Source organism: Arthrobacter sp. SLBN-83, from assembly GCF_006715285.1.
In the GTDB taxonomy this organism is placed as follows: domain Bacteria; phylum Actinomycetota; class Actinomycetes; order Actinomycetales; family Micrococcaceae; genus Arthrobacter.
Genome location: NZ_VFMX01000001.1, coordinates 2,795,501 through 2,816,411, shown reverse-complemented (window position 1 = coordinate 2,816,411; position 20,911 = coordinate 2,795,501). Strand labels below are relative to the sequence as shown.

Annotated in this window: 16 protein-coding genes; 5 read left to right on the top strand and 11 right to left on the bottom strand. The window is 66.9% G+C overall.

Annotated elements, in window-relative coordinates:
- Positions 1 to 19 precede the first annotated feature (19 nt).
- A complete protein-coding gene (locus tag FBY30_RS13115) occupies positions 20 to 1,375 on the top strand; it encodes a macrolide 2'-phosphotransferase (RefSeq protein WP_142133253.1) in 1,356 nt (451 codons plus the stop codon).
- Positions 1,376 to 1,464: 89 nt separating this feature from the next.
- On the opposite strand, the gene FBY30_RS13110 is transcribed toward FBY30_RS13115, so the two are convergent.
- From FBY30_RS13110 to FBY30_RS13100, 3 genes are read right to left on the bottom strand one after another with little or no spacing between them, the layout of a single operon-like run.
- A complete protein-coding gene (locus FBY30_RS13110) occupies positions 1,465 to 4,998 on the bottom strand; it encodes an ATP-dependent DNA helicase (RefSeq protein ID WP_142133252.1) in 3,534 nt (1,177 codons plus the stop codon).
- Positions 4,995 to 8,291, bottom strand: a complete 3,297-nt coding sequence (locus FBY30_RS13105) for an ATP-dependent helicase (protein WP_235009559.1) — start codon at positions 8,289 to 8,291, stop codon at positions 4,995 to 4,997. The genes FBY30_RS13110 and FBY30_RS13105 overlap by 4 nt, the downstream gene beginning before the upstream one ends.
- Before the next feature lie 53 nt (positions 8,292 to 8,344).
- Entirely contained in the window at positions 8,345 to 8,761 is a 417-nt protein-coding gene (locus FBY30_RS13100; protein ID WP_142133250.1) for an MGMT family protein, read from the bottom strand.
- Between the two features lie 63 nt (positions 8,762 to 8,824).
- Here FBY30_RS13100 and FBY30_RS13095 point away from each other — a divergent pair, with 63 nt between their 5' ends.
- From FBY30_RS13095 to FBY30_RS13080, 4 genes are all read left to right on the top strand, one after another.
- The gene (locus FBY30_RS13095) at positions 8,825 to 9,535 is read left to right on the top strand and encodes a 3'-5' exonuclease (protein WP_142133249.1); all 711 of its coding nucleotides are present in this window, start codon (positions 8,825 to 8,827) and stop codon (positions 9,533 to 9,535) included.
- A gap of 327 nt (positions 9,536 to 9,862) precedes the next feature.
- Entirely contained in the window at positions 9,863 to 10,813 is a 951-nt protein-coding gene (locus tag FBY30_RS13090; protein ID WP_142133248.1) for a substrate-binding periplasmic protein, read from the top strand.
- A 31-nt stretch (positions 10,814 to 10,844) separates the two neighbouring features.
- Entirely contained in the window at positions 10,845 to 11,609 is a 765-nt protein-coding gene (locus FBY30_RS13085; protein ID WP_142133247.1) for an amino acid ABC transporter permease, read from the top strand.
- Positions 11,606 to 12,343 carry an amino acid ABC transporter ATP-binding protein gene (locus FBY30_RS13080; RefSeq protein ID WP_142133246.1) on the top strand — a complete coding sequence of 246 codons (738 nt, stop codon included), beginning with the start codon at positions 11,606 to 11,608 and terminating at the stop codon, positions 12,341 to 12,343. The genes FBY30_RS13085 and FBY30_RS13080 overlap by 4 nt, the downstream gene beginning before the upstream one ends.
- 121 nt (positions 12,344 to 12,464) lie before the next feature.
- On the opposite strand, the gene hemL is transcribed toward FBY30_RS13080, so the two are convergent.
- The 8 genes from hemL to FBY30_RS13040 all read right to left on the bottom strand — a co-directional run bounded on the left by hemL (position 12,465) and on the right by FBY30_RS13040 (position 20,901).
- Positions 12,465 to 13,796 carry a glutamate-1-semialdehyde 2,1-aminomutase gene (gene hemL / locus FBY30_RS13075; protein ID WP_142133245.1) on the bottom strand — a complete coding sequence of 444 codons (1,332 nt, stop codon included), beginning with the start codon at positions 13,794 to 13,796 and terminating at the stop codon, positions 12,465 to 12,467.
- A gap of 34 nt (positions 13,797 to 13,830) precedes the next feature.
- Positions 13,831 to 14,907 carry an LLM class flavin-dependent oxidoreductase gene (locus tag FBY30_RS13070; protein WP_142133244.1) on the bottom strand — a complete coding sequence of 359 codons (1,077 nt, stop codon included), beginning with the start codon at positions 14,905 to 14,907 and terminating at the stop codon, positions 13,831 to 13,833.
- Complete coding sequence (hemB, locus tag FBY30_RS13065) at positions 14,904 to 15,887, bottom strand: porphobilinogen synthase (RefSeq protein ID WP_142133243.1); 984 nt, start codon at positions 15,885 to 15,887, stop codon at positions 14,904 to 14,906. Before hemB ends, FBY30_RS13070 begins: the two co-directional genes overlap by 4 nt.
- Before the next feature lie 56 nt (positions 15,888 to 15,943).
- On the bottom strand, positions 15,944 to 16,825 hold the full coding sequence (locus FBY30_RS13060) for a uroporphyrinogen-III synthase (RefSeq protein WP_142133242.1): 882 nt from the start codon (positions 16,823 to 16,825) through the stop codon (positions 15,944 to 15,946).
- A gap of 7 nt (positions 16,826 to 16,832) precedes the next feature.
- The gene (gene hemC, locus FBY30_RS13055; protein ID WP_142133241.1) at positions 16,833 to 17,831 is read right to left on the bottom strand and encodes a hydroxymethylbilane synthase; all 999 of its coding nucleotides are present in this window, start codon (positions 17,829 to 17,831) and stop codon (positions 16,833 to 16,835) included.
- Positions 17,828 to 19,069 carry a ferrochelatase gene (locus tag FBY30_RS13050; protein ID WP_142133240.1) on the bottom strand — a complete coding sequence of 414 codons (1,242 nt, stop codon included), beginning with the start codon at positions 19,067 to 19,069 and terminating at the stop codon, positions 17,828 to 17,830. The genes hemC and FBY30_RS13050 overlap by 4 nt, the downstream gene beginning before the upstream one ends.
- A complete protein-coding gene (gene hemQ / locus FBY30_RS13045) occupies positions 19,066 to 19,767 on the bottom strand; it encodes a hydrogen peroxide-dependent heme synthase (protein WP_142133239.1) in 702 nt (233 codons plus the stop codon). Before hemQ ends, FBY30_RS13050 begins: the two co-directional genes overlap by 4 nt.
- A 114-nt stretch (positions 19,768 to 19,881) precedes the next feature.
- The gene (locus tag FBY30_RS13040) at positions 19,882 to 20,901 is read right to left on the bottom strand and encodes a hypothetical protein (protein WP_142133238.1); all 1,020 of its coding nucleotides are present in this window, start codon (positions 20,899 to 20,901) and stop codon (positions 19,882 to 19,884) included.
- Positions 20,902 to 20,911 lie beyond the last annotated feature (10 nt).

Genomic DNA, 20,911 nt, shown 5'->3' with positions numbered 1-20,911 from the left:
CGCAACTTAACGTGGAACGGTGAGAAGAAAACCGATTGAACTGGCGGCAATTGCAACCGCGGCAGTCCCCGGACTGACCCCGACGGCCGTTAGCTCTGCGCCGGATGACCCCGCGGACTTCGACTCAGCCCTGCTCCTTGACTCCGAGGGAAAGCGCTGGCGGGTCCGGTCACCGCGGCACGCCGAAGCCAGCGCCCGGCTGGAAACGGAGTTCCTGGTGCTGCGGGCTTTCGCGCCCGGGGTGCGGGCGGAACTGCCGTTCCTCATGCCGACCGTCGCCGGCAGCGTCCGTTTGGGGGCCCTGAGCACTTTCGTTTACTCGCACCTGTCCGGCAGTACGCGCAGCGTGGAGGAACTGACGTCGGGCCCGGCTGGCCTGGGCCGCGAGATTGGCTCCGCCCTGGCCGCGGTCCATGACCTGCCGCGGTCGCTGGTCAGCAACGCCGACCTTCCCAGCTACACCCCCAATGAATTCCGCCAACGGAGGCTGAACGAACTGGACCAGGCAGCAACCACCGGGAGGATTCCTGCCACGCTGCTGCGCCGCTGGGAACACGCCATGGAGGACGTGTCTTTGTGGCGGTTCAACCCCTGCGTGGTCCACGGCGACCTGCACGAGGACAACCTCCTGGTGGAGTCCGGACGGGTTACCGCGGTCACCGGCTGGACTGACCTGCGCATCGGCGACCCTGCCGACGACTTTGCCTGGCTGGTGGCATCCAATGAGCAGGACTTTATTGACACTGTACTGGCGGCCTACACGTCCAGCCGGCGGGACGTCCCGGACCAGCACCTGCTGCGCCGGGCGGCCCTGTCCGCGGAATTCGCCCTGGCGCAGTACCTGGTCAAGGGCTTGGCCGCGGGTGACGCGGAAATGGTCACCGAAGCGGAGGGGATGCTGGAAAGCCTCGCCAGCGACATCGCCGAGTACGGCGGGCAGCCGATCAGCGTTGTGCCGCTGCCGGCCAAGAATGTGCCGGAGACGTCTGGAGCAGCAGAGGCTGGCGGGGATTCCGGGACAGCCCATGTAACGGGGAGTGGCAGTTCCGCCGTAACTCCCGCCGTTACGGTCATCCCCGTCCCCGCGCAAGCCAACCCTGGCCAAGCTGGTCCAGCCAGTCCAGCGGTTGCCCAATCCGCTCCCGGCAGCCCTGAGGCTGCCCAACATGCCGTACCGGCACCCGCCCCTGGCGGCCGGCCGGCAGCCCAGGCAGAGCAAGCCGTGCACGCCCGTCCTGCCGTTCACGTGGCCCCCATTCCGGTGGAACAGCCCGCTGGCCAAAGCGAAGCCCAGGCGGGGCAGGAGCAGGAAGAAAAGGGTCCGGACGACACGTCAACAGCCGCTATCTCGATCATTAACGTCAAACAGGGCTGAACTTCGCGGGAGCTGCACTTGCACCGGCCCCGGGAGCTGGCCGCCGGGCCTTGGTCCCGGCCCCGGTCGGACCGTCCAGGCTGCCCGTCCTAGGATTGGCTGAGGGCCGCAGCAACGATTCCTTCCAGCTCGGCGGCGGTTCCCAGGTCGTGCGGCCGGACCACGGCGTTATCGGCAACGTAGAAGAACGCGGCCCGCACATCCTCCAGCGGCACATTCTTCAGTCGCGCCCACGCCAGCCGGTACACCGCGAGCTGGATTGAACGGGTCTTCAGCTGTGCCCCGGACGGGCGGCGTCCGGTCTTCCAGTCCACCAGGTCCCAGCGGCCGTCCACATCCCGGAACACTGCATCCACCCGTCCGCGGACCACTACCTCGCCCACCCTCGTTTCCACGGGGACCTCAACGAACGCGGGTGACCTGTCAGCCCACGGGGAAGCCTTGAAGGTGGCCACCATCTGGTCGAGGTTATAGGCGGCATCTATGTGGTCGTCTGAACCCGGCGCTTCACCGAGGTCCAGCATCCCTGCCGTTCCAAAGTACTCCTCAACCCAGGCGTGGAAGGCGGTACCTTTGCGCGCCGACATACCGGGTTCACGCGGCACGGGCCGGCGCAGCCGTCCCAATACAGCGTGGGGGTCGTCGCCCAGGTCAACCAGGGTTGAAGCGGAGATGTGGGTGGGCAGGTGTACATCCTGGCCGCTGGACCTTCTTGCCCTGCGCTCCAGCAGCAAGGCCGCTTCACGCGCCCAGCCTGCCGCGGCGCCCGTAAGTTCCGGCCGGGCCCCAAGCAGTGAACTGCTCCCCTGCCCCGGGAAGTCGTGGTGCACTGCCACCTTCCCGGGAACCGGGCTGCCGGCGGCGCCTGCCTCCAGGATCCCCAGCACGCGCTGGGCGGCTGCTTCCATGGCTGTCCGGCGTCCGCGGGAGAGGCGCAGGCGTTCACCGCTCCGCGGATCCACTGGCCCTTCCAGTGGATCGTATGGCCAGCCTGCTTCTTCTGTTTCGAGGGTCAGCGGGCTCTGGTCGGGAAGATCGGCTTCTTCCAGCGACAGTGGGTGGACCACCGCATCTGGAGGCGAGGCACCGTCCCCCGGCTGCGTCAGGGTTTCAAGCTCGGCAAGGAACGGCGACATCTCCGCCCGCCCGGCCCGTGAACCAACCCAAGCGGCGCTGGAAACCCACAGCACGTGCTTGGCCCTGGTATAGGCGACATAGGCCAGACGCCGTTCCTCCGACTCGCCGTGCGCCTGCACGGCGGCCTTGTAGTCCTTCTCGGCATCCAGCCAACCCTTCTGGTCCGGCTGGTCAAGGTCCCACTGCGGCAGGTCCGCCCGGTCCCCGCGCAGGGGCCACGGCAGCGCGGCGGAACCACTGCTCCAGCGGGAGTCCCTGTCGCTGGGGAAGGCGCCCGCGTTCATTCCGGGGACAAACACCACATCCCATTCCAGCCCCTTGGACGCGTGCACGGTCAGCAGCTGCACCGCTTCCCGGTTGACGTCACTGGCCGGCGCTTCCAGCCCGTTCTCTTCCGTCGACGCAGCCTCCAGCCAGGACAGGAACGCGAGGATGTCCACCCGCTGCGAGGTGCGGAGGAAACCGGCAGCTGCATCCTGGAAGGCGTCGAGGTTGCGGCGGGCCTGGTGAATGCTGATCCCCGGGCGGGCCGCCACCTCGATATCCAGCAGCATGGCCCTCTCCACCTCACCCAGAAGCGTGGTCAGATCATCACCCAGATAGGCCCGCAGTTGCCGCAGCTCGGTCGACAAGCGCGACAACCGGCTGCGCGCCTCCGCGCTGAGGGAACGGCCGTTTGGCGACGTCCACCCCTCCCGGGGCAGGAAGTCCAATGCTTCCACCAGGCTGGCCCCGTCAGTCAGGTCACCCTCGAGGATTGGCGCGTCCGCCTCGTCGCTGTCGTTGTCAGGGTTGTCAACGTCGAAGCCCTGTGCTGCTCTCTCCCGCTTCCGGGCCAGCTGGCCCGACCAGTCGCGCAACGCCATGAGGTCGGCGGGACCTATCCGCCACCGGGCGCCGGCAAGCAGCCGCATCAGGGCATCGGAACGGCCAGGATCGGCAAGCACCCGCAAGGTGGCCACAAGGTCGACGATCTCCGGGGTGTCCAAAAGCCCCCCAAGACCCACAATTTCGTAAGGGATCCCCCGGGCTTCGAATTGCCGCCGGACGGTCTCCATCTGGGCGCGCCTGCGGCACAGCACTGCGATGGCCGGAGGTTCGGCAGTGCCATCGGGCTTGACCTCAAAGTCGGTAACCCGGTACTTGAGGACGTCGTCGGCCAGGGCTGCGGCTTCCTCCACATCGCTGGCAAAACGGCCAACCACCACAGTCCCCTTCACGGCGAATGGACTCGGCTGCAACGGAGGGACCTCGGTGGCGGCTGCCTTGCCCCCGGCAGGCCCGTTTTGTGCAGCTGCCCTCCCGAGGGACTGCGACATGACATTGGCGGCTGCGAGAATGGACCGGCCGTTCCGCCACGCCGTTGTCAGGTAGGAGGTTGGAGCCGGCGCCCAGCCTCCTCCCGGTTCCGCTTGGCCGGTGCGGACGGGAAACTCACGGACGAAGTGGAACAACTGCCCCGCGGAAGCACCACGGAACCCATAGATTGATTGGTTGGGGTCACCCACCGCTGTCACCGCATGGCCGCCCCCGAAGAGACGGGAAAAGAGGACCAGCTGGGCATAGGAAGTGTCCTGGAACTCGTCCAGCAAAACCACCTTGTAACGCTGCCGCTCCATCTGGGCCGCCAATGGAACATCCTGCGCCACCTTGGCAGCGAGCGCCACCAGGTCACCGAAATCGAGTGCACCCCGGGCCCGTTTGGCTGCGGCGTAACGGCCCACCATGTCAGCGACGCTTGCGCGGGTCCGCAGCATGCCCGCAAGGTCCGCGGCCGCTTTGGGTGGGTTCTTCATCTTGCCGGCAAGGTACGGCAGCGATTCAAACTCGGAAAGCCGCGCCATAAGCCACGCTTCGACATCTTCGGGCTCCTGGAGGTGCTCCGCGCACTCTCCCGCCAGCTGGATGACGGCTTTGACAAGGGTGGATTTCGCGGCCCGGAAGTGGGCGTATTCACCGTCGTAGGCCTCGACCACTTCGCTTGCCAGCTGCCAGGCCTGCGCTCCGCCCAGCAGTACCACGTCCCGCTCCACGCCAAGCCTCAGCCCGTAGTCCGAAACAATGCCACTTGCGAACGAATGGTAGGTGGACACCTTGGGCTCCAGGGCGTCACTGCTAAGCAGGCCCTCGGGGAACATTCCCTTCACGGTGTCCTTGGCGGCGAGGCGCTGCAGGGCCAGGAGCTTTGTCCTGATCCGGCTGGCCAGCTCACCCGCAGCCTTGCGGGTGAAGGTCACGCCCAGGACCTCCTCCGGGGTGACCCAGCCGTTGGCCACCAGCCACACCACCCTGTCCGCCATGGTGGCGGTCTTTCCCGAGCCCGCGCCCGCGATCACCAGGCGGGGTGCCAGGGGCGAAGAGATAATGGCGGATTGCTCGGGTGTAGGGGTGTTCTTTTCACCGAGGAGCACAGAAAGTTCTTCCGGACTGAAGCGTACGGGCGGTGTAGCCTCCGCCGCAGGCAGCGTGGAAAGTGCCTCGGTCATTCCGTTACCTGCCTTCCGCGCACACATAAGGGGCATACCTCGGGGAGCCGGCAACCATGGCCGCCATGGCTGCCTTTTGAGGGGTCGTGCCGGGCAGTGAATTCGCTTCCACCCATCACGGCAGCGGCGTTCATGACCATGTCCAATGCCCAGTTCTCCTGCGGGTCGAGTGGTTCCTGCTGCTGGATGGCGGGACTCTTGGCTGTGGTCCCCAGCTGGGCCAGCACGGCTCCGCCGGGCTGGCCGGATCCCGGGGACCCGGTGTCGAAGCCACCGGCCAACACTGCGGCCTGATATGCACCAAGTTGCGGATGGTGGGGCAACTCGCCCTTGCCCGGCTGCCGCTTCCCGGTCTTGAGGTCCACCACCACCAGTCGGCCTTCGCCGTCGATCTCCAGCCTGTCCACTTGCCCCCGCAGGACCGCATCCCGCGGCGCTGCCTCATCCACCGCCACCTCGCCAAGTGGCACTTCGAAGTCCTGCTCCACGCCCAGCAGGCTGCGGCCTTCGCTCCTCATGGACAGCACGTATTGCGCCAATTTCCGCACCATGGCTTCGGCACGCTGGAAGTCCAGCATTCCCTCCCAGTTGTCCTTCATGCCCAGGGCCGGCCACCGGCGCACCAGTTCAGCAACGTACTCAGATCCGGACGCGTCCGGCATGTCCTGGGCGATCGCGTGCACCAGGGTCCCGAGGCTCCGGGCGAAATCGGTTGCCGGTTCCCCTCCTGCTGCCTGGACGAACCAGTCCAACGGCGATTTTTGCACCGTCTCCACCTTCGACGGGGACACGGAAACCGTTCCGCCAGGGGGAACAACCGGGTCGGAGGATGTCAGGGGTGCCAGGCCCCACCAGCTGTCGGGATGCGCGCCCGCAACAGCGGGTTTCGCTGCGGCCAAGTGCGCCAGCACCCTGGCTGCTTCCTGTGCCTGCCCCGAGTCCCCATCCAGCTGGGCGTACTGCCGGAGTTCAGCGACCAGCGCGCGGAGCGTCATGGGCCGTTCCACCTGGGTGTACGCCCGGCCCTCCTGGTTCGGCGCCAAGGGCGCAACGAAGTCCAGGAAGGACGACGGCTGGTCGTCTTCCGATGACACTGCCGTGCACACCAGCACCTCCCGTGCCCGGGAAACCGCGGTGGAGAAGCTTCGAAGCTCGTCATAGCGAATGTCGCGCAACCGGCTCAAGGGGTCGCGCTGGAGCGCATAGGCGGGACCATGCTCCACAGCGTCCGCGTACAGCGTGCTTCCGAGCAGTTCGCCCCGGAGCCTCGTGTTGGGCCATACTCCCTCCTGCAGCCCGGCGATGATCACCACCGGCCATTCCCGGCCCGCAGCGCTTGCAGGGGTCATCAGCTCGACGGCGTCATCGAGCTGGGCGCGGGCGGCAAGGGTGTCCATGGGAAGTTCCTGGTTCAGGAGGTATTCGAGGAACTGCTCAGGGCCGGCACCGGGCATCTGGTCCACGTAGCGCTCCGCCGTCTGAAAGAGCGCCATCATCGCGTCAAGGTCGCGGTCAGCACGGGCCCCGTGGGGTCCGCCCTCCAGTGCCGCCGCCGTCCAGGCCGACGAGAGACCGGTGGAGTCCCATAGTGCCCACAGCACCGTCTCCGCATTGGCTCCGGGCAGGGTTGCGGCCTCCCGACCCGCTTGGATCATTCGGGCAGTACGGCGGGCAGCGCGGCCCTCAATACCCAACGCACCCAGCGCGCCGGGTTCGAGCAGGGCTTCGACCAGCAGGGCATCACTGGCGCGACACCCACCGCCCAGGAGTTCCTCCCGCCGCAGCGACTGCCTCAGCCTGCGCAACTCGATGGAGGTGGCCCCGCCGATGCGGGAGGTCAGCAGTGAAACCGCAGCTTCCGGTGTCAACATGGCCGGGTCCAGGGCGATGGCGAAGGCATCCAGGAGGGGACGCACCGCCACCTCGTCCCGGACAGCGGACTCCGCCACCGGAACCCGTACCGGAATGCCCTGCCCGGAAAGGTACCGCTGCAGCTCACTGACCTGGCCCCCGTTGCGCACGATGACAGCAATGTCGGCAAGGTCGCGGTTGTGGTTAATGTGCTGGTCCAGGATCCGCTGCGCAACGTACCGCAGCTCATGCACGGGAGTGGGAACCAAGTGCGCCTCGACCCTGCCCGTCACCGGCTGGTGTGCGGGCTGCACGGCACGTTCAGGCTCTCCAGGCCATGAGGGTTGCTCAAGGCGGCGGGCCAGCTGCCCGCCCGCGCGCTGGGAAATGCGGCCCGCGACGTTCAACCAGGCCTGGGCCACGGCAGGCGTGAGGCCGTGGGCATTCCAGAGCGGGCGTTCGATGACGGCTCCCTTGGCCGAGAGCAGCCGGGGCAGTTCAGCCACCAGATCAGGCCGGGCTCCCCGGAAGCCCTGGACCACCGTGTCCGGTGATGAGGTCACATAGCAGTCCTTGCCGGCGGCGATGTCTGCCAGTAACTCGAAGATGGCCGGATTGGCTTCCTGGATATCGTCCACCAGGACAACCTGCAGCCGGGCGCGTTCCGCGGCGAGGAAATCGGGTGAGTCCTGGAAGATCTGCCGGGCCGCGGTGATGATTCCAGCGGGGTCGAAGGCCTCCGGCATCCGCAGGTCCAGGACGTCCCGGTATTCGGCGTAGAGGGCTGCTGCGGCCTTCCAGTCCGGCCGGTCGCAGTCAACCGCGAGTTGTGCAAGGTCTTCGGCTGTACGGCCTGATTCGATGATGCGGTCGAAGAGCTGCCGCACTTCCTGGCGGAATCCGCGGGTTTCCATAGCACCGTCCAGGTCCGCGGGCCAAGGCAGTTCCAGTCCCGGCAGCCGGTGGCCCTCAAGGAGTTCCTTGATGATGAGGTCCTGTTCAGGGCCTGAGAGCAGTCGCGGTGGCCTGGACAGTGGGATCACTCCCTCTGCCTTGGCCCGGCGGATCAGGTCGAATGCATAGGAAGCCCATGTCCTGGCCGGCGTGGTGCTGAGACTCCTGTCCAGCCGGGCGGTGAAACGGTCCCGCAGGAAATCCGCTGCAAGGCGGGTGGGCGCAAGGATCAGCATGTGTTCGGGGTCGACGCCGTCGCGGAAGACCCGCTGGACAGCGGCCTCGATGAGGACGGTGGTCTTTCCCGTGCCGGGAGCGCCCGGCACCAGGACGGGCCCCGAGCCCTGGACGACGTCAACCGCCGCCTGTTGGTCCGGTGTTAGCCGGGGCGCTTCCGCGTGTGCCCGCCGTGGTGGGAGCAGCCGAAGGGAAGGGGTTTCCGTGTTTTCGGAGTCCCCTGTGCCCGATACGGCAGGCTCCTGGCCAATCCCAGGCTCCTGCCGGTGCGGATCCCAAGGGCCGGTCAAAGGAATCGTTACTGTCACAAATTCATTCCATCATCAGCCACCGACAATCTATGGAGGCGGCGCTCCAGGTCCTCGGCAATGGCATCGATACTGTCAAAATCACTGTCTGTCGGTGCCCAGCGCGCGGTCCCCAGATCCACCCGCCACCGCCCCTCGCCGGCGCCCAAGTAGGAACTGTAGGCGCCCAGAAGCGGGGTTCCTTCCTCAAGGTAGAGGAGCAGCGCCTCGGCTTCATGGCCCTCCGGTGCATGGCCGCTGGCTTTCAGGACGCGCCACCAGGGAACACCTCCGCCATGGTGGCTCATGACGTAACCCACCTGGCGCGGACCTCCTGACCCCAGGAGCTCGGAGACGTCCCCATAAGAGACCGCGGACCCTGCAGGCACCAGCCTGACGACGGCCAGGACCGCTTGGACGTACTCATTCCGCATTGATCCAATGTAGCCGCAGTGGCGCTCCCGGGAATTGTCGGTGGGTCCCCTTAGCGTTGAAGCATGAGTTCCTGGAACACGCTCCCCCGCGCAGCCTTCGATCTTGAGACCACCGGCCGCAATTCAAGGGCGGCACGAATCGTCACGGCATCCATCACCGTGGTGGACCACGAAGGCCAGGTCATTACGGAGCACGAGTGGCTGGCCGATCCCGGCGTGGAAATCCCCACCGAGGCAAGCGACGTCCACGGCATCACCACGGAGCAGGCCAGGCGGGACGGGCGGCCTGCGCACGAGGTTACGCGTGAAGTGGCCGGCGTTCTCCAGGAGCTCTTTGATTCCGGAACCCCGGTGATCGCCTTCAACGCCAGCTATGATTTCACGGTCCTTGCCGCCGAGTCGGCCCGCTACGGGATCCCGCAGCTCACCCGCTTCCCCGTCCTGGACCCGTACATCATGAACAAGCAGGTTGACAGGTACCGCAAGGGCAAACGCACGCTCACCGCGCTTTGCGAGGAGTACGGAGTGGTCCTGGACAATGCACACACTTCGGCTGCCGATGCCTTGGCAACCCTCCGTGTCCTCGACGCGATGGCGGGAAAGTTTCCCAAGCTGATGATGCCGGCCAGCCAGCTGCACCAGCTGCAGGTGGACTGGGCGGTCAGCCAGGCCGCGGACTTCCAGGGGTACCTTCGAAAGACCAAGCCAGCAGCTGTCATCGAGGGAGACTGGCCCGTACTTCCGCCGCAGGATGCTACGGCTAGCGGCTTCTAGCCCGCGGGGCGTACTGCAAGTGGGAGGCATGTCACAGTCACGCCGCGAAATAAAAGTGCCGCCCATGCACGGGGGCGCGTTCGCCATTATGGGCCCAGGCCGCGGCAATAGCCGCGCCGGAAGGTCTTCCAGCGCATAAAATTCTTCATCAGTAGCTGCATGAGGCGCTTTTCTTCGGCCCAGGCTGCAGTTCCGCCTTGGTGAGACAATAAAGTTTTGCGGTCACCCCTGCCCCGGACAGCCCAACCCGCGCCGGGCAGGTGCCAGGCGCCACAGCGCTGCCTTGCGGCCCGGTCGACTTACGACTCACATGAAAGTGACAACCTGATGAAAATCAAAGCGATGAAGTGGCTCACTACCGCTCCCGTTGCACTTGCCCTCGCGGTGTCTCTCGCAGCCTGCGGCGGCGGCTCCTCCCAGCCCAGCGGCACCCCCACCGATGCCCTCAAGGGCAGTGACCAGCAGACACTGGACAAGTACACCACTGCCGATGTAACCCCCATCGACAAGATCGACAAGAGCAAGCTCGGCCTCGCCACCGAGGGCACCTTGCGCGTGGGGACCTTGTCAGACGCCCCGCCGAACATCTTTGTTGATGCGTCCGGCAAGTTCACCGGCTACGACAATGAGCTTCTGCGTGCCATGGCCGACAAGCTGGGGCTCAAGGTCGAGTTCGCATCCACCAAGTTCCAGGCGCTTCTCAGCCAGGTCAAGAACAAGCAGTTCGACGTCGGCTCCTCCTCGATTTCCACCACGGACGCCCGCCGTGAAACGGTTGCCTTCACCAACGGCTACGATTTCGGCTACATGGCCCTGGTCACTAAAGAAAACGCCAAGGTCCAGACGTTCGCCGAGCTGAAGAGCGGCCTCCGCATCGGCGTCGTTAGCGGCAGTGTTCAGGAAGACTACGTCAAGAACACCCTGAACATTGAGCCCGTGTCCTTCCCTGACTACAACACCGTCTTTGCCAGCCTGAAGAGCGGGCAGGTGGACGCCTGGGTGGCTCCTTCCCAGCAGGCGACCGGCCAGGTCAAGCCCGGAGACGGCACGAAAATCGCCGAGAAGAAGCTCAACACGCAGAACTTCACCGCGTACGCCGTTGCCAAGGACAACCCTGCACTGCTCGAAGCGCTGAATTCGGCCCTTGATGCCATAGTTGCCGATGGCACCTGGTCCAAGCTGACTGCCCAGTGGTACACGGACCGCCCGACTGCTGCCGAGCAGACCCCCGAGGGTTGGAAGCCGGGCAGCAAGGCCGTCAAGGTCCCAGCGAACTAGACACCGGCTACAGAAAAGATAGCGACGCCATATGGATTTCCTGACACGACTCGGAGAGACCTTCCTTGACTGGGAGAAGATCGCCGAGGTTCTGCCAAGCATGTTCACCGTGGGCCTGCCCAACACCCTGGTCCTCGCGATCACTTCGGGACTTATCGGGGCCTTCGCCGGCTTGATTCTGGCTCTCATGGGAATTTCGCGGAATCCTGTGGCACGATGGGCGGCCCGGGTGTACACAGACGTATTTCGTGGACTCCCGGCCGTCCTCACCATCCTGGTCATCGGCCTTGGGTTCGGACCAATCTTCCGCGAGATGACCGGCAGCAACAGCCCCTACCCCATGGGAGTTGCAGCTCTGTCGCTCATGGCCGCCGCGTACACGGGAGAAATCTTCCGTTCCGGCATCCAGAGCGTGGACAAAGGCCAGCTCGAGGCGTCGCGCGCCCTGGGGTTCGGCTACGGCGCATCCATGCGGCTCGTCGTGGTTCCCCAGGGTATCCGCCGGGTGCTTCCTGCCCTCATGAACCAGTTCATTGCCCTGATCAAGGATTCCTCGTTGGTCTTCACCCTGGGCTTGCTGGCCACGGAACGGGAACTGTTCCAGATCGGCCAGGACGCCGCCGCCCGCAGCGGGAACTTGTCCCCGTACGTGGCAGCGGCTATTTTCTACCTGGCCATGACCATTCCGCTCACTCACCTGGTCAACTACATCGATGCCCGGCTGCGTACGGGCAGGCCGGAAAAGAAAGAACCGGATGAAGCCGCAGCCGTCGTTGGAAAGGGAGCACAGGCATGAGCGAATTCGCATCGGGAACACTGAGCGCCAAGAACATCCAGCTTTCCTTCGGCAGCAACCACGTCCTCCGGGGCATTGACCTGCACGTTCCGCAGGGCACCACCGCATCCGTCATCGGACCGTCGGGCTCGGGCAAGTCCACCCTGCTAAGGGTGATGAACCGGCTGATCGAGCCGGACCAGGGTGACATCCTGCTGGATGGCCGTTCCGTACTGAAGGACAACCCGGATGAACTCCGCCGCCGGATCGGCATGGTGTTCCAGCAGTTCAACCTGTTCCCGCACAAGACCGTGGAGGAAAACGTCTCCTTGGCCCTGCGGAAACTGCGCAAGCTCTCCAAGGAGCAGGCGCGCAGCGAAGCGTTGGAGCAGCTGGACCTGGTGGGCCTGAAGCACAAGGCGGATTCCCGCCCGGCGAACCTCTCCGGCGGCCAGCAGCAGCGCGTGGCCATCGCAAGGGCGCTTGCCATGAAGCCCGAGGTCATGTTCTTCGACGAGGCCACCTCCGCACTGGACCCTGAGCTGGTCAAGGGCGTTTTGGCGTTGATGACGGACCTGGCGAAGGGCGGCATGACCATGGTGGTGGTGACCCACGAGATGGGCTTCTCCCGCAACGTCTCGGACTCGGTGACGTTCATGGATGCCGGTGTGGTGGTGGAAACAGGGTCCCCTGAGCAACTCTTCACCGAGCCCAGGACGGACCGGCTCAAAGGCTTCCTCTCGGACGTCCTGTAGCGAACCAACGGGAAATCCCCGTCTCCCGGACATTTCCCCCTCACAAGAGGCGGGGATTTGTCTGGAAGGCGGGGATTTTTCGGTTAGTACCCGACGGCGGGATTCGCCTTTCGCCCCGGGCTTAGCCCTGGGCGGCGGCAGCGGCGTTCGCTGCCGCGGGGAGGGCGTCGTAGATGCGGTTCATGGCGGCGTCGTCGTGGGCGGCCGAAAGGAACCAGGCCTCGAAGACCGACGGCGGCAGGTAGACCCCGGATTCCAGCATGGAGTGGAAGAACGGGGCGTAGCGGAACGCCTCCTGCGCCTGGGCGTCGGCGTAGTTCTGCACGCCGTGGGCCGAAGTTCCGAAGGCCACCGAGAAGAGGTTCCCGGCAAACTGGATGGAGTGGTCCACGCCCGCGGCGTCCAGGGCGTTGGAGACGGCGGATGACAGTTCCAGCGACCGGACATCGATGAAGGAGTAGACGTCGCGGGTGGCGTGGGTCAGCGTTGCCACACCCGCCGCCATGGCCACCGGGTTTCCGGACAGGGTCCCCGCCTGGTACACCGGACCGGTGGGGGCCAGGTAGTCCATGACATCGGCACGGCCGCCGAGTGCCGCCGTCGGCATTCCACCACCGATGACCTTGCCGAAGGTGAGCAGGTCGGGCGTCCAGGGGTCCTCGGCGTCGGGGGCACCGCCGGTGAGGCCCCAGTAGCCGGAGTAGCCGGTGCGGAAGCCGGTGAGGACCTCATCGACGATGAGGAGTGCGCCGTGCTCGCGGGTGATCCGGGACAGCCCGGCGTTGAATCCCTCGGCAGGGGTGACGACGCCCATGTTGGCGGGCGCGGCCTCCGTGATGACCGCCGCGATGTTCTGTCCGTGGGCGGCGAAGGCCTCCTTGACCGCCGTGAGGTCGTTGTAGGGCAGCACCAGGGTCTCGGCCGCGGTGGCCTCGGTGACACCTGCGGAGCCGGGAAGAGCCAGGGTGGCCACGCCGGAGCCTGCCGCTGCCAGGAGGCCGTCCAGATGGCCGTGGTAGCAGCCGGCAAACTTGATGATGAGGTTGCGGCCAGTGAACCCGCGGGCCAGCCGGACGGCGGTCATGGTGGCCTCGGTGCCGGTGGACACCATGCGGAGGCGTTCGACGGCGGGGACGCGCTCCTTGACGATCTCCGCCAGGTTGGCCTCGTCAGGGGTGGAAGCACCAAAGGACAGGCCGCGGTCGACGGCGGCGTGAACGGCATCCAGGACGGCAGGGTGGGCGTGGCCCAGGAGCGCCGGGCCCCAGGAGCAGACGAGGTCCACGTATTCCTTGCCGTCGGCGTCTGTCAGGTACGGCCCCTTCGCGGAGACCATGAAGCGCGGCGTTCCGCCGACGGAACCGAACGCCCGGACCGGGGAGTTGACGCCGCCCGGCATCAGCTGGCGGGCGCGGTCGAAGAGTGCCTCGTTGCGAGGATTGCTGGAAGTCATGGTTCCTATTCTCTCAGTTAGCCGGAAGGCACAGTTAGCCGGCGAGCAGCTCCGCCACTCGGGGCGCCACCGCCGTACCCATCAGTTCGATGGACCGCATCATGGCCGTGTGCGGGAGCGGCCCGTTGCTGTATTTGAGGTCGAAGCGGTCCACGCCGAGGTTCCGCTTGAGCCGGACGATTTTTTGGGCCACTGTTTCCGGCGATCCGACGTACAGGGCGCCTTCCGTGGAACACAGGGCCTCGAACTCGCCCCGCCCCGCCGGCCCCCACCCGCGCTCGGCCCCCAGCTTGTTGCGCAGCTTCAGCCAGTGCGGGAACAGCTCTTCCCGGGCCTGCTCGTCGGTATCGGCGACGTGGCCGGGTGAGTGGGTGGCAATCTGCTGCATCGGGTGCCCGTACTTGGCCATCGCCTCACGGTACAGGTCCGCCAACGGCTTGAAGCCCCGCGGCTGGCCGCCGATGATGGCGAAGATAACCGGGTAGCCGTACTGGGCGCAGCGGAGCACGGATTCCGGTGTGCCGCCCACTCCGATCCAGGTGGTCAGGAGGTGGTGTTCCAGCGTGGGGTAGACGCTCAGGCCAGCCAGTGAAGGCCGGGTGCGGCCCTCCCAGTGCACGAGCTTTTGCGCCCGCACCTTGTGGAACAGCTCGAGTTTCTCCTCGAACAGGACCTCGTAGTCGGCCAGGTCCAGCCCGAACAGCGGGAAGGACTCGATGAACGATCCGCGGCCCAGCATCACTTCAGCGCGTCCGTTGGAGATGGCGTCCACCGTGGCAAACCGTTGGAACACCCGGATGGGGTCGTCGGAACTCAGGACCGTTACGGCGGAGCCCAGCCGGATGCGGGATGTCCGCGCTGCGGCGGCGGCCAGGAAGACCTCCGGCGCTGACACGGCGTAGTCCTTGCGGTGGTGCTCCCCCACGCCGAAGGCGTGGAGTCCGACGGCGTCCGCCAGTTCCGCCTGTTCCAGCAGCTGGCGCAGGACCTGGGCGTGCGATTGCGGGCTGCCGTCGGGATCCTCACCGACGTCGCCGAAGGTGTTCAGGCCCAGGAGGACCCGGTCCTCCCCCACGGGAGCGGTGGGAGAAGCAGCAGGCGCGTTCGTCACCGGGATTCCTTGAGCCAGCCGGCGAGTTCGGCGGCCCAGTAGGTGAGGACCGTGTGGGCGCCCGCGCGCCGGATGCCCAGCACAGATTCGGTGATGGCGGCCCGGCGGTCGATCCAGCCGTTGGCGGCCGCGGCCTCGATCATCGCGTATTCACCAGAGATTTGGTAGGCGGATACGGGCACGGGACTCATGGCGGCAACGTCTGCCACGATGTCCAGGTAGCTCATGGCCGGCTTGACCATGATGATGTCGGCACCCTCGGCCAGGTCCAGTTCAACCTCGCGCAGGGCTTCGGTGCGGTTGCCGGCGTCCATCTGGTAGGTCCGACGGTCGCCCTTCAGCTGGGAGTCCACCGCTTCGCGGAACGGGCCGTAGAACGCCGAGGCGTATTTCGCGGCGTAGGCGATGAGTGAGGTGTTGACGTGGCCGGCGTCGTCCAGGGCCGAGCGGATGGCGGCAATCTGGCCGTCCATCATGCCGGACGGGCCCAGCATGTGGGCCCCGGCCTCCGCCTGCGCAACAGCCATGCGGGCGTAGATCTCCACTGTGCGGTCATTGTCCACGTATCCGTCGGCGTCGAGCACTCCGCAGTGGCCGTGGTCGGTGAATTCGTCCAGGCACACGTCGCTCATGATCACCAGGTCGTCGCCCACCTCGGCACGGACGTCCCGGATGGCCTTGTTCAGCACACCGTCCGGGTCAAGCGCTGCCGTGCCTTCGGGGTCGCGGGTTTCGGGGATGCCGAAGAGCATGAGGCCGCCCAGGCCAAGCTCAACGGCTTCCGCCGCCGCACGCTTCAGGGTGTCGGTGGTGTGCTGGACCACGCCGGGCATGGACGTGATGGGGTTGGGTTCGGTGAGGCCTTCCCGGATGAACGCCGGAAGGATGAGTTCGGCCGGTGCAAGGCGGGTTTCGGCGGTCAGCCGGCGCATGGCGGGGGTGGTGCGCAGGCGGCGGGGGCGTTGGTTGGGGAAAGTCATGGATCCTGTCCTTCGCATTGGTTGTAAAGCCTTTTTGGGGAAAGTGCCGGTCCCGGTCAGGGCGGGTTGAGCGCTTTGGCCACGGCCGCCACCAGCCCGTCCGGCGTCGGCTCAGCGGCCACCGCCGCCACGTCCAGGCCCACGGCGGCGGCCTGGTCCGCCGTCGAACGTCCTATGGCCACCAATCGGCAGCCTCGCAGCGGCCCCAGCGCGGCGATCCGGCGGACGGCGCTCGGCGAGGCCGCGATCACGGCGCCGATCCGTCCGGCGGCGATGTCCGCCGCGGCGGTTTCCGGCGTCAGGAGGGAGTACGACGGCGGTTGCGGGCCGCCGCCGCCGTCCTCCGGCTGCACGGCGAGCCGTCGCTCCGCTGCCGCAGGGTAGTCAACGGTGCGGTAGGCGGTCACCACGTCAACGGAACTGCCCGCAACTGCCAGGCCTTGCGCGAGGGCGGGTGCGGCGATGTCCGCCTGGGGCAGGAGCACGTTGCCGCCGCCGGGCCACACCGCGAGCAGGCCGGCAGCCGACTGTTCGCCTTCCGGGGTGAGGGTTACGGCCAGTCCGCCTGCTTCCAGCAGCCGGCGTGTCGCAGGACCGATGGCGGCGATCCGGGTAACGGAAGGAACCAGCCGGTCCAGGCGCAGGCCGCGTTCGGCCGCCTTTTCCATCAGCACGTGCACGGTGGTGGCACTGCTGACCACCAGCCAATTGAAGGCACCCGCCGCCAAGGCGTCGCAGGCGACATCCAGCGCGTGCTGGTCAGGCGCCCGTTCGAAGTCGATGAGCGGGAGCAGTACCGGCATGGCACCGGCGTCCCGCAGGGCTGCCACCAGGGCCGCGGAACGTTCCGGGCTGCGCGTGACCAGGACCCGGACCCCGCCGAGCGGCGTGCCGCCGTTCGGACCGTCTGGTCCGGATCTGCTGGAAGGCTGCGTCATTGCCAGGTCAGGACGCCTGCAGGTCTGCGATGTCCGCGGCTCCCGCGGCCAGGAGGGCTTCTGCCAGTTCGATGCCCAAGAGGGTGGCGCCGACTTCGGTCAGCCCGTCCGTGGCGCGCTTGTCCCGGACCGTGTCCGTACCGTCGACGGCGCACACCACGGCCTCCAGGTGCAGCATGCTGCCCTTCCGGTAGGCGTAGGCGCCGACGGGAGCTGCACATCCTGCTTCGAGTCGGGCCAGCAGCGCGCGTTCGGCGGTGACGGCCAGGCGGGTGTCAGGGTCGTCCAGCGCGGCCAGGGCCTGGGCCAGGACCGCCCGCGATCCTTCGGCCGATCCAGGCTTCGGCGGGGCGTCGGCCGTGCGGCACTCGATGGCCAGGGATCCTTGGCCGGCGGCGGGCAGCATGACGTCGGTTTCGAGGTACTCGGTGACGGCGTCCAGCCTGCCGATCCGCTCCAAGCCGGCGGCGGCGAGGACTACGGCATCGAGGTCGCAGGACTTGCCGGGCACCACCTGGTCCGTGGAGTTGCCGGGCAATCCGGGAACACGGCCCAGGCGGGTGTCCACGTTGCCGCGGATATCGACAATGTCCAGGTCCGCACGGGCTGCGCGCAACTGGGCTGCACGCCGGGGTGAACCGGTGCCCACGCGGGCCCCGGCCGGCAGGTCTGCCAGCTTGAGTCCGTCGCGGGCGCACAGGACGTCGCGGACGTCGACGCGGCGCGGGGTGGCGGCAAGGCTCAGTCCGACTGCGGCCCCGGTAGGCAGATCCTTGAGCGAATGGACCGCCACGTCGCACTCATTGCGCAGCAGCGCATCACGCAGGGCAGCGACAAAGACGCCGGTGCCGCCCATCTGGGACAACGACCCGGTGAGGACGTCGCCATCGGTGCGGACGTGCACCAGTTCCACCGGGAAACCTCCGACGGCGGCCAGCTGGTCTGCGGTCTGCTGGGTCTGGGTGAGCGCCAGCTTGCTGGCGCGGGTTCCAATGCGGACTGTCACAGCTGGGCCGTTTCCCCGGCAGCGGCGGACGGGTAGGGATCGTGGCCGGTGCCGACCGTGGTGTCGGCGCCCGCGATGGTGGGCTTTTCGCCGCGGAAATTGGCGCAGCATCCCGGCCGGCAGACGTCGTACCAGGGACCGAGGTCCGTGACAGCGGGGCGGTCGGCGATGTTGTTGGCCACCGTCCGTTCACAGATGAGGTCCACCAGTCCGTCGACGAACTTCCGGTGTGTACCGGGCGTGGGGACGCGGGTGGCGGCCAGGCCCAGGTTGCCACACGTTTCCATCGCCTCGGTGTCGAGGTCCCAGACAACTTCCATGTGGTCGCTGACGAAGCCAAGCGGAACGATGACGATGCCCTTGACGCCCTGGCCTGCCAACTCCTCGATGGCGTCGTTGATGTCCGGTTCCAGCCACGGCACGTGCGGGGCGCCGGAACGGGACTGGTACACCAGGGACCACGGTGCGGTCAGCCCGGATTCATCCTTGACGCGCTCAATGACGGCACCGGCGTTGGCGAGGTGCTGGGCCACGTAGGCGGACCCTTCCTCGAACTCGCGCGGCTCCCCCTCGGACCGGCCGGCAGCCTCGGCGTCGCGGGTGGGGATGGAGTGGGTGGCGAACAGGATGTGGATGGGCGCATCCGGCGTACCCGCTTCCGCGAGCTTGGCGCGGACGTCGGCCAGGCCGGCGGCGGTGCCTTCAACGAAGGGCTCCACGAAGCCGGGGTGGTCGAAGTACTGGCGGACCTTGTCCACCTCAAGCTTGCCGTCCAGGCCGGTCTCCGTCAGCGCCATGCCAATGTCCTCGCGGTACTGGCGGCAGCTGGAGTAACAGGAGTAGGCACTGGTGGTGAGCATCAGCACCCGGCGGTGGCCGGCGTCGTACGCTTCCTGCAGTGTCTCCGGGATATAGGGCGCCCAGTTGCGGTTGCCCCACAGCACGGGGAGCTCGATGCCGCGGGCAGCCAGTTCGGCTTCCAGCGCTGCCTTGAGTTCACGGTTCTGCTGGTTGATGGGGCTGACGCCGCCGTTGGCGCGGTAGTGGTGGGAGACTTCCTCAAGCCGTTCGTCCGGGATGCCGCGGCCGCGGGTGACATTGCGGAGGAACGGGATGACGTCCTCCTGCCCTTCCGGGCCGCCAAAGGAGGCGAGCAGGACGGCGTCGTAGTTCTTCGGCGCCATGCGTCCGGCCTCGGTTACGGGGTTGACGGCGGTGGCCTGCTGCTCGGGGCTCATGCCAGCACCTCGGCAACCTCGTCGGCGGAGATACGGCGCCCGGTGTAGAACGGGACTTCCTCCCGCACGTGGTTGCGTGCCTCAGTGGAGCGCAGGTGCCGCATCAGGTCCACCAGGTCCACCAGTTCCGGTGCTTCCAGGCCGAGGATCCATTCCCAGTCGCCCAGCGCGAACGAGGAAACGGTGTTGGAGATGACCTGCGGGAAGTCGCGGCCCAACAGGCCATGGTCGCGGAGCATCTTGCCGCGCTCGGCCTCGGGGAGGAGGTACCACTCGTAGGAGCGGACGAACGGGTAGACGCAGAGCCACTCAGCCGGAGCGACGCCACGGGAGTACGCGGGGGTGTGGTTCTTGGCGAACTCGGCCTCGCGGTGGACACCCATGGCGGACCAGACAATCTCGGTGCCGGCGAACAAGCTGCTGCGGCGGATGTCGCGGATTGCCTGCTGCAGTGCTTCGGGCTTGGGGCCGTGGAGCCACACCATGACGTCCGCGTCAGCCCGCATGGCGGAGACGTCGTAGCTTCCCCGGTGCGTCACGCCGGCAGCGGCGAGCCGCTCCAACAGCGCTTCGAAGTCGGCGGCGGCATTGGCGCTGCGGACCACGGACTCCGACCGCTTGAAGACCGTCCAAAGGGTAAAGAACTGCTCGGCTGATTCTTCGGTTTTAGTGACAGATTCGGCAGAAGTGTGGCTCATGGTTACAAGTTTGCCCCTTCCCTGCCCCCAAGACGAAACCGAAGAGTTCTACAACTCGTAGAAGTGTGCAAAGTCACATTCCAAGGTGCTGCGGGCCATCTTTTTGCGGGGCTCTTAGAGGCGGCGCATCCGCAGGAACACCAGTCCCGCGGCGGCTCCTACACCGACCAGGCCCGCCCCCAGCCACACCATGGCATCCGGCACATCCGGCAGCGGCCCGGTAGATGAAACTGCCCGGCCCGGGCCTGCAGGTGCACCGGCAGCCTGTGGCGCGCGGGTGGGCAGCGACTGGCGCGCGTTGATGGACAGCGCAGTTGGAAAGGCGGGGCCCGGCGTTGCTGCTGCGTCATTGGTCCCTACACCGTTTGCCCCTGCGCCTGTGGCCCCTTCCTGGCCTACAGCAATGCTGTTGGCTCCAAAGATTCCTGGGAGCGCAGGGCTATGCGCTCCGGCGGCACCAGACACGGCGGACGGTGCACCGACAGCTGGATCAACCCGCCCCGGAACACCTCCTGTCCCCACCCCACTGGCAGGAGCCGGGGACTGAGCAGGAGCGCCTGCCGAATTGGGAGTGCCGGCAGCCGGGGCAGGGCCTGGTGCGTTGGCAGCGCCGGATGCCGAGGGCGATCCCGGCCGGACGGCGACCGGGGCGGATCCGGTGCCGGTTGGAGCCGCGGGGGCTGTGGTCCGGGTGGCAGGTGCCAGCGGCGTCCCGGAGGCCGTTGGAGACGGGGAGGGCGTGGTACTTGCAGTCGCGGAACCTGTGATCACCGGAAGCAAGGTACTGGGCAGGGAGACGGCCGGGGAAGGAGCCGGGGTTGCAGGGGTGCCGGCAGGGGCGTCACCCCGATGGCCGGCTGCACCGTTTTCATCGCCCCGGCTGGCTTCCTGCCGCCCGGGGATGCCCTGGACGGCAGCGCTGGTCAGTCCGAACGCAGCAGCAGAAGCGGCCGCGGAAGCCTGCACCGGCGGGTCCTGGGGAGGGGAAACTGCATCATCAGCCAAGGCTGCCTGGACGCCGGTGGAAAGAACCAGTACCGCTCCGACGGCCGCTGCTGCGGTGCCGCGTCGGATTCCCCCATGGATACCGGTCCGGGACAGTGAAAGCTCGGACCTGTTTGAAACCATAGTCATCGACCCTAAC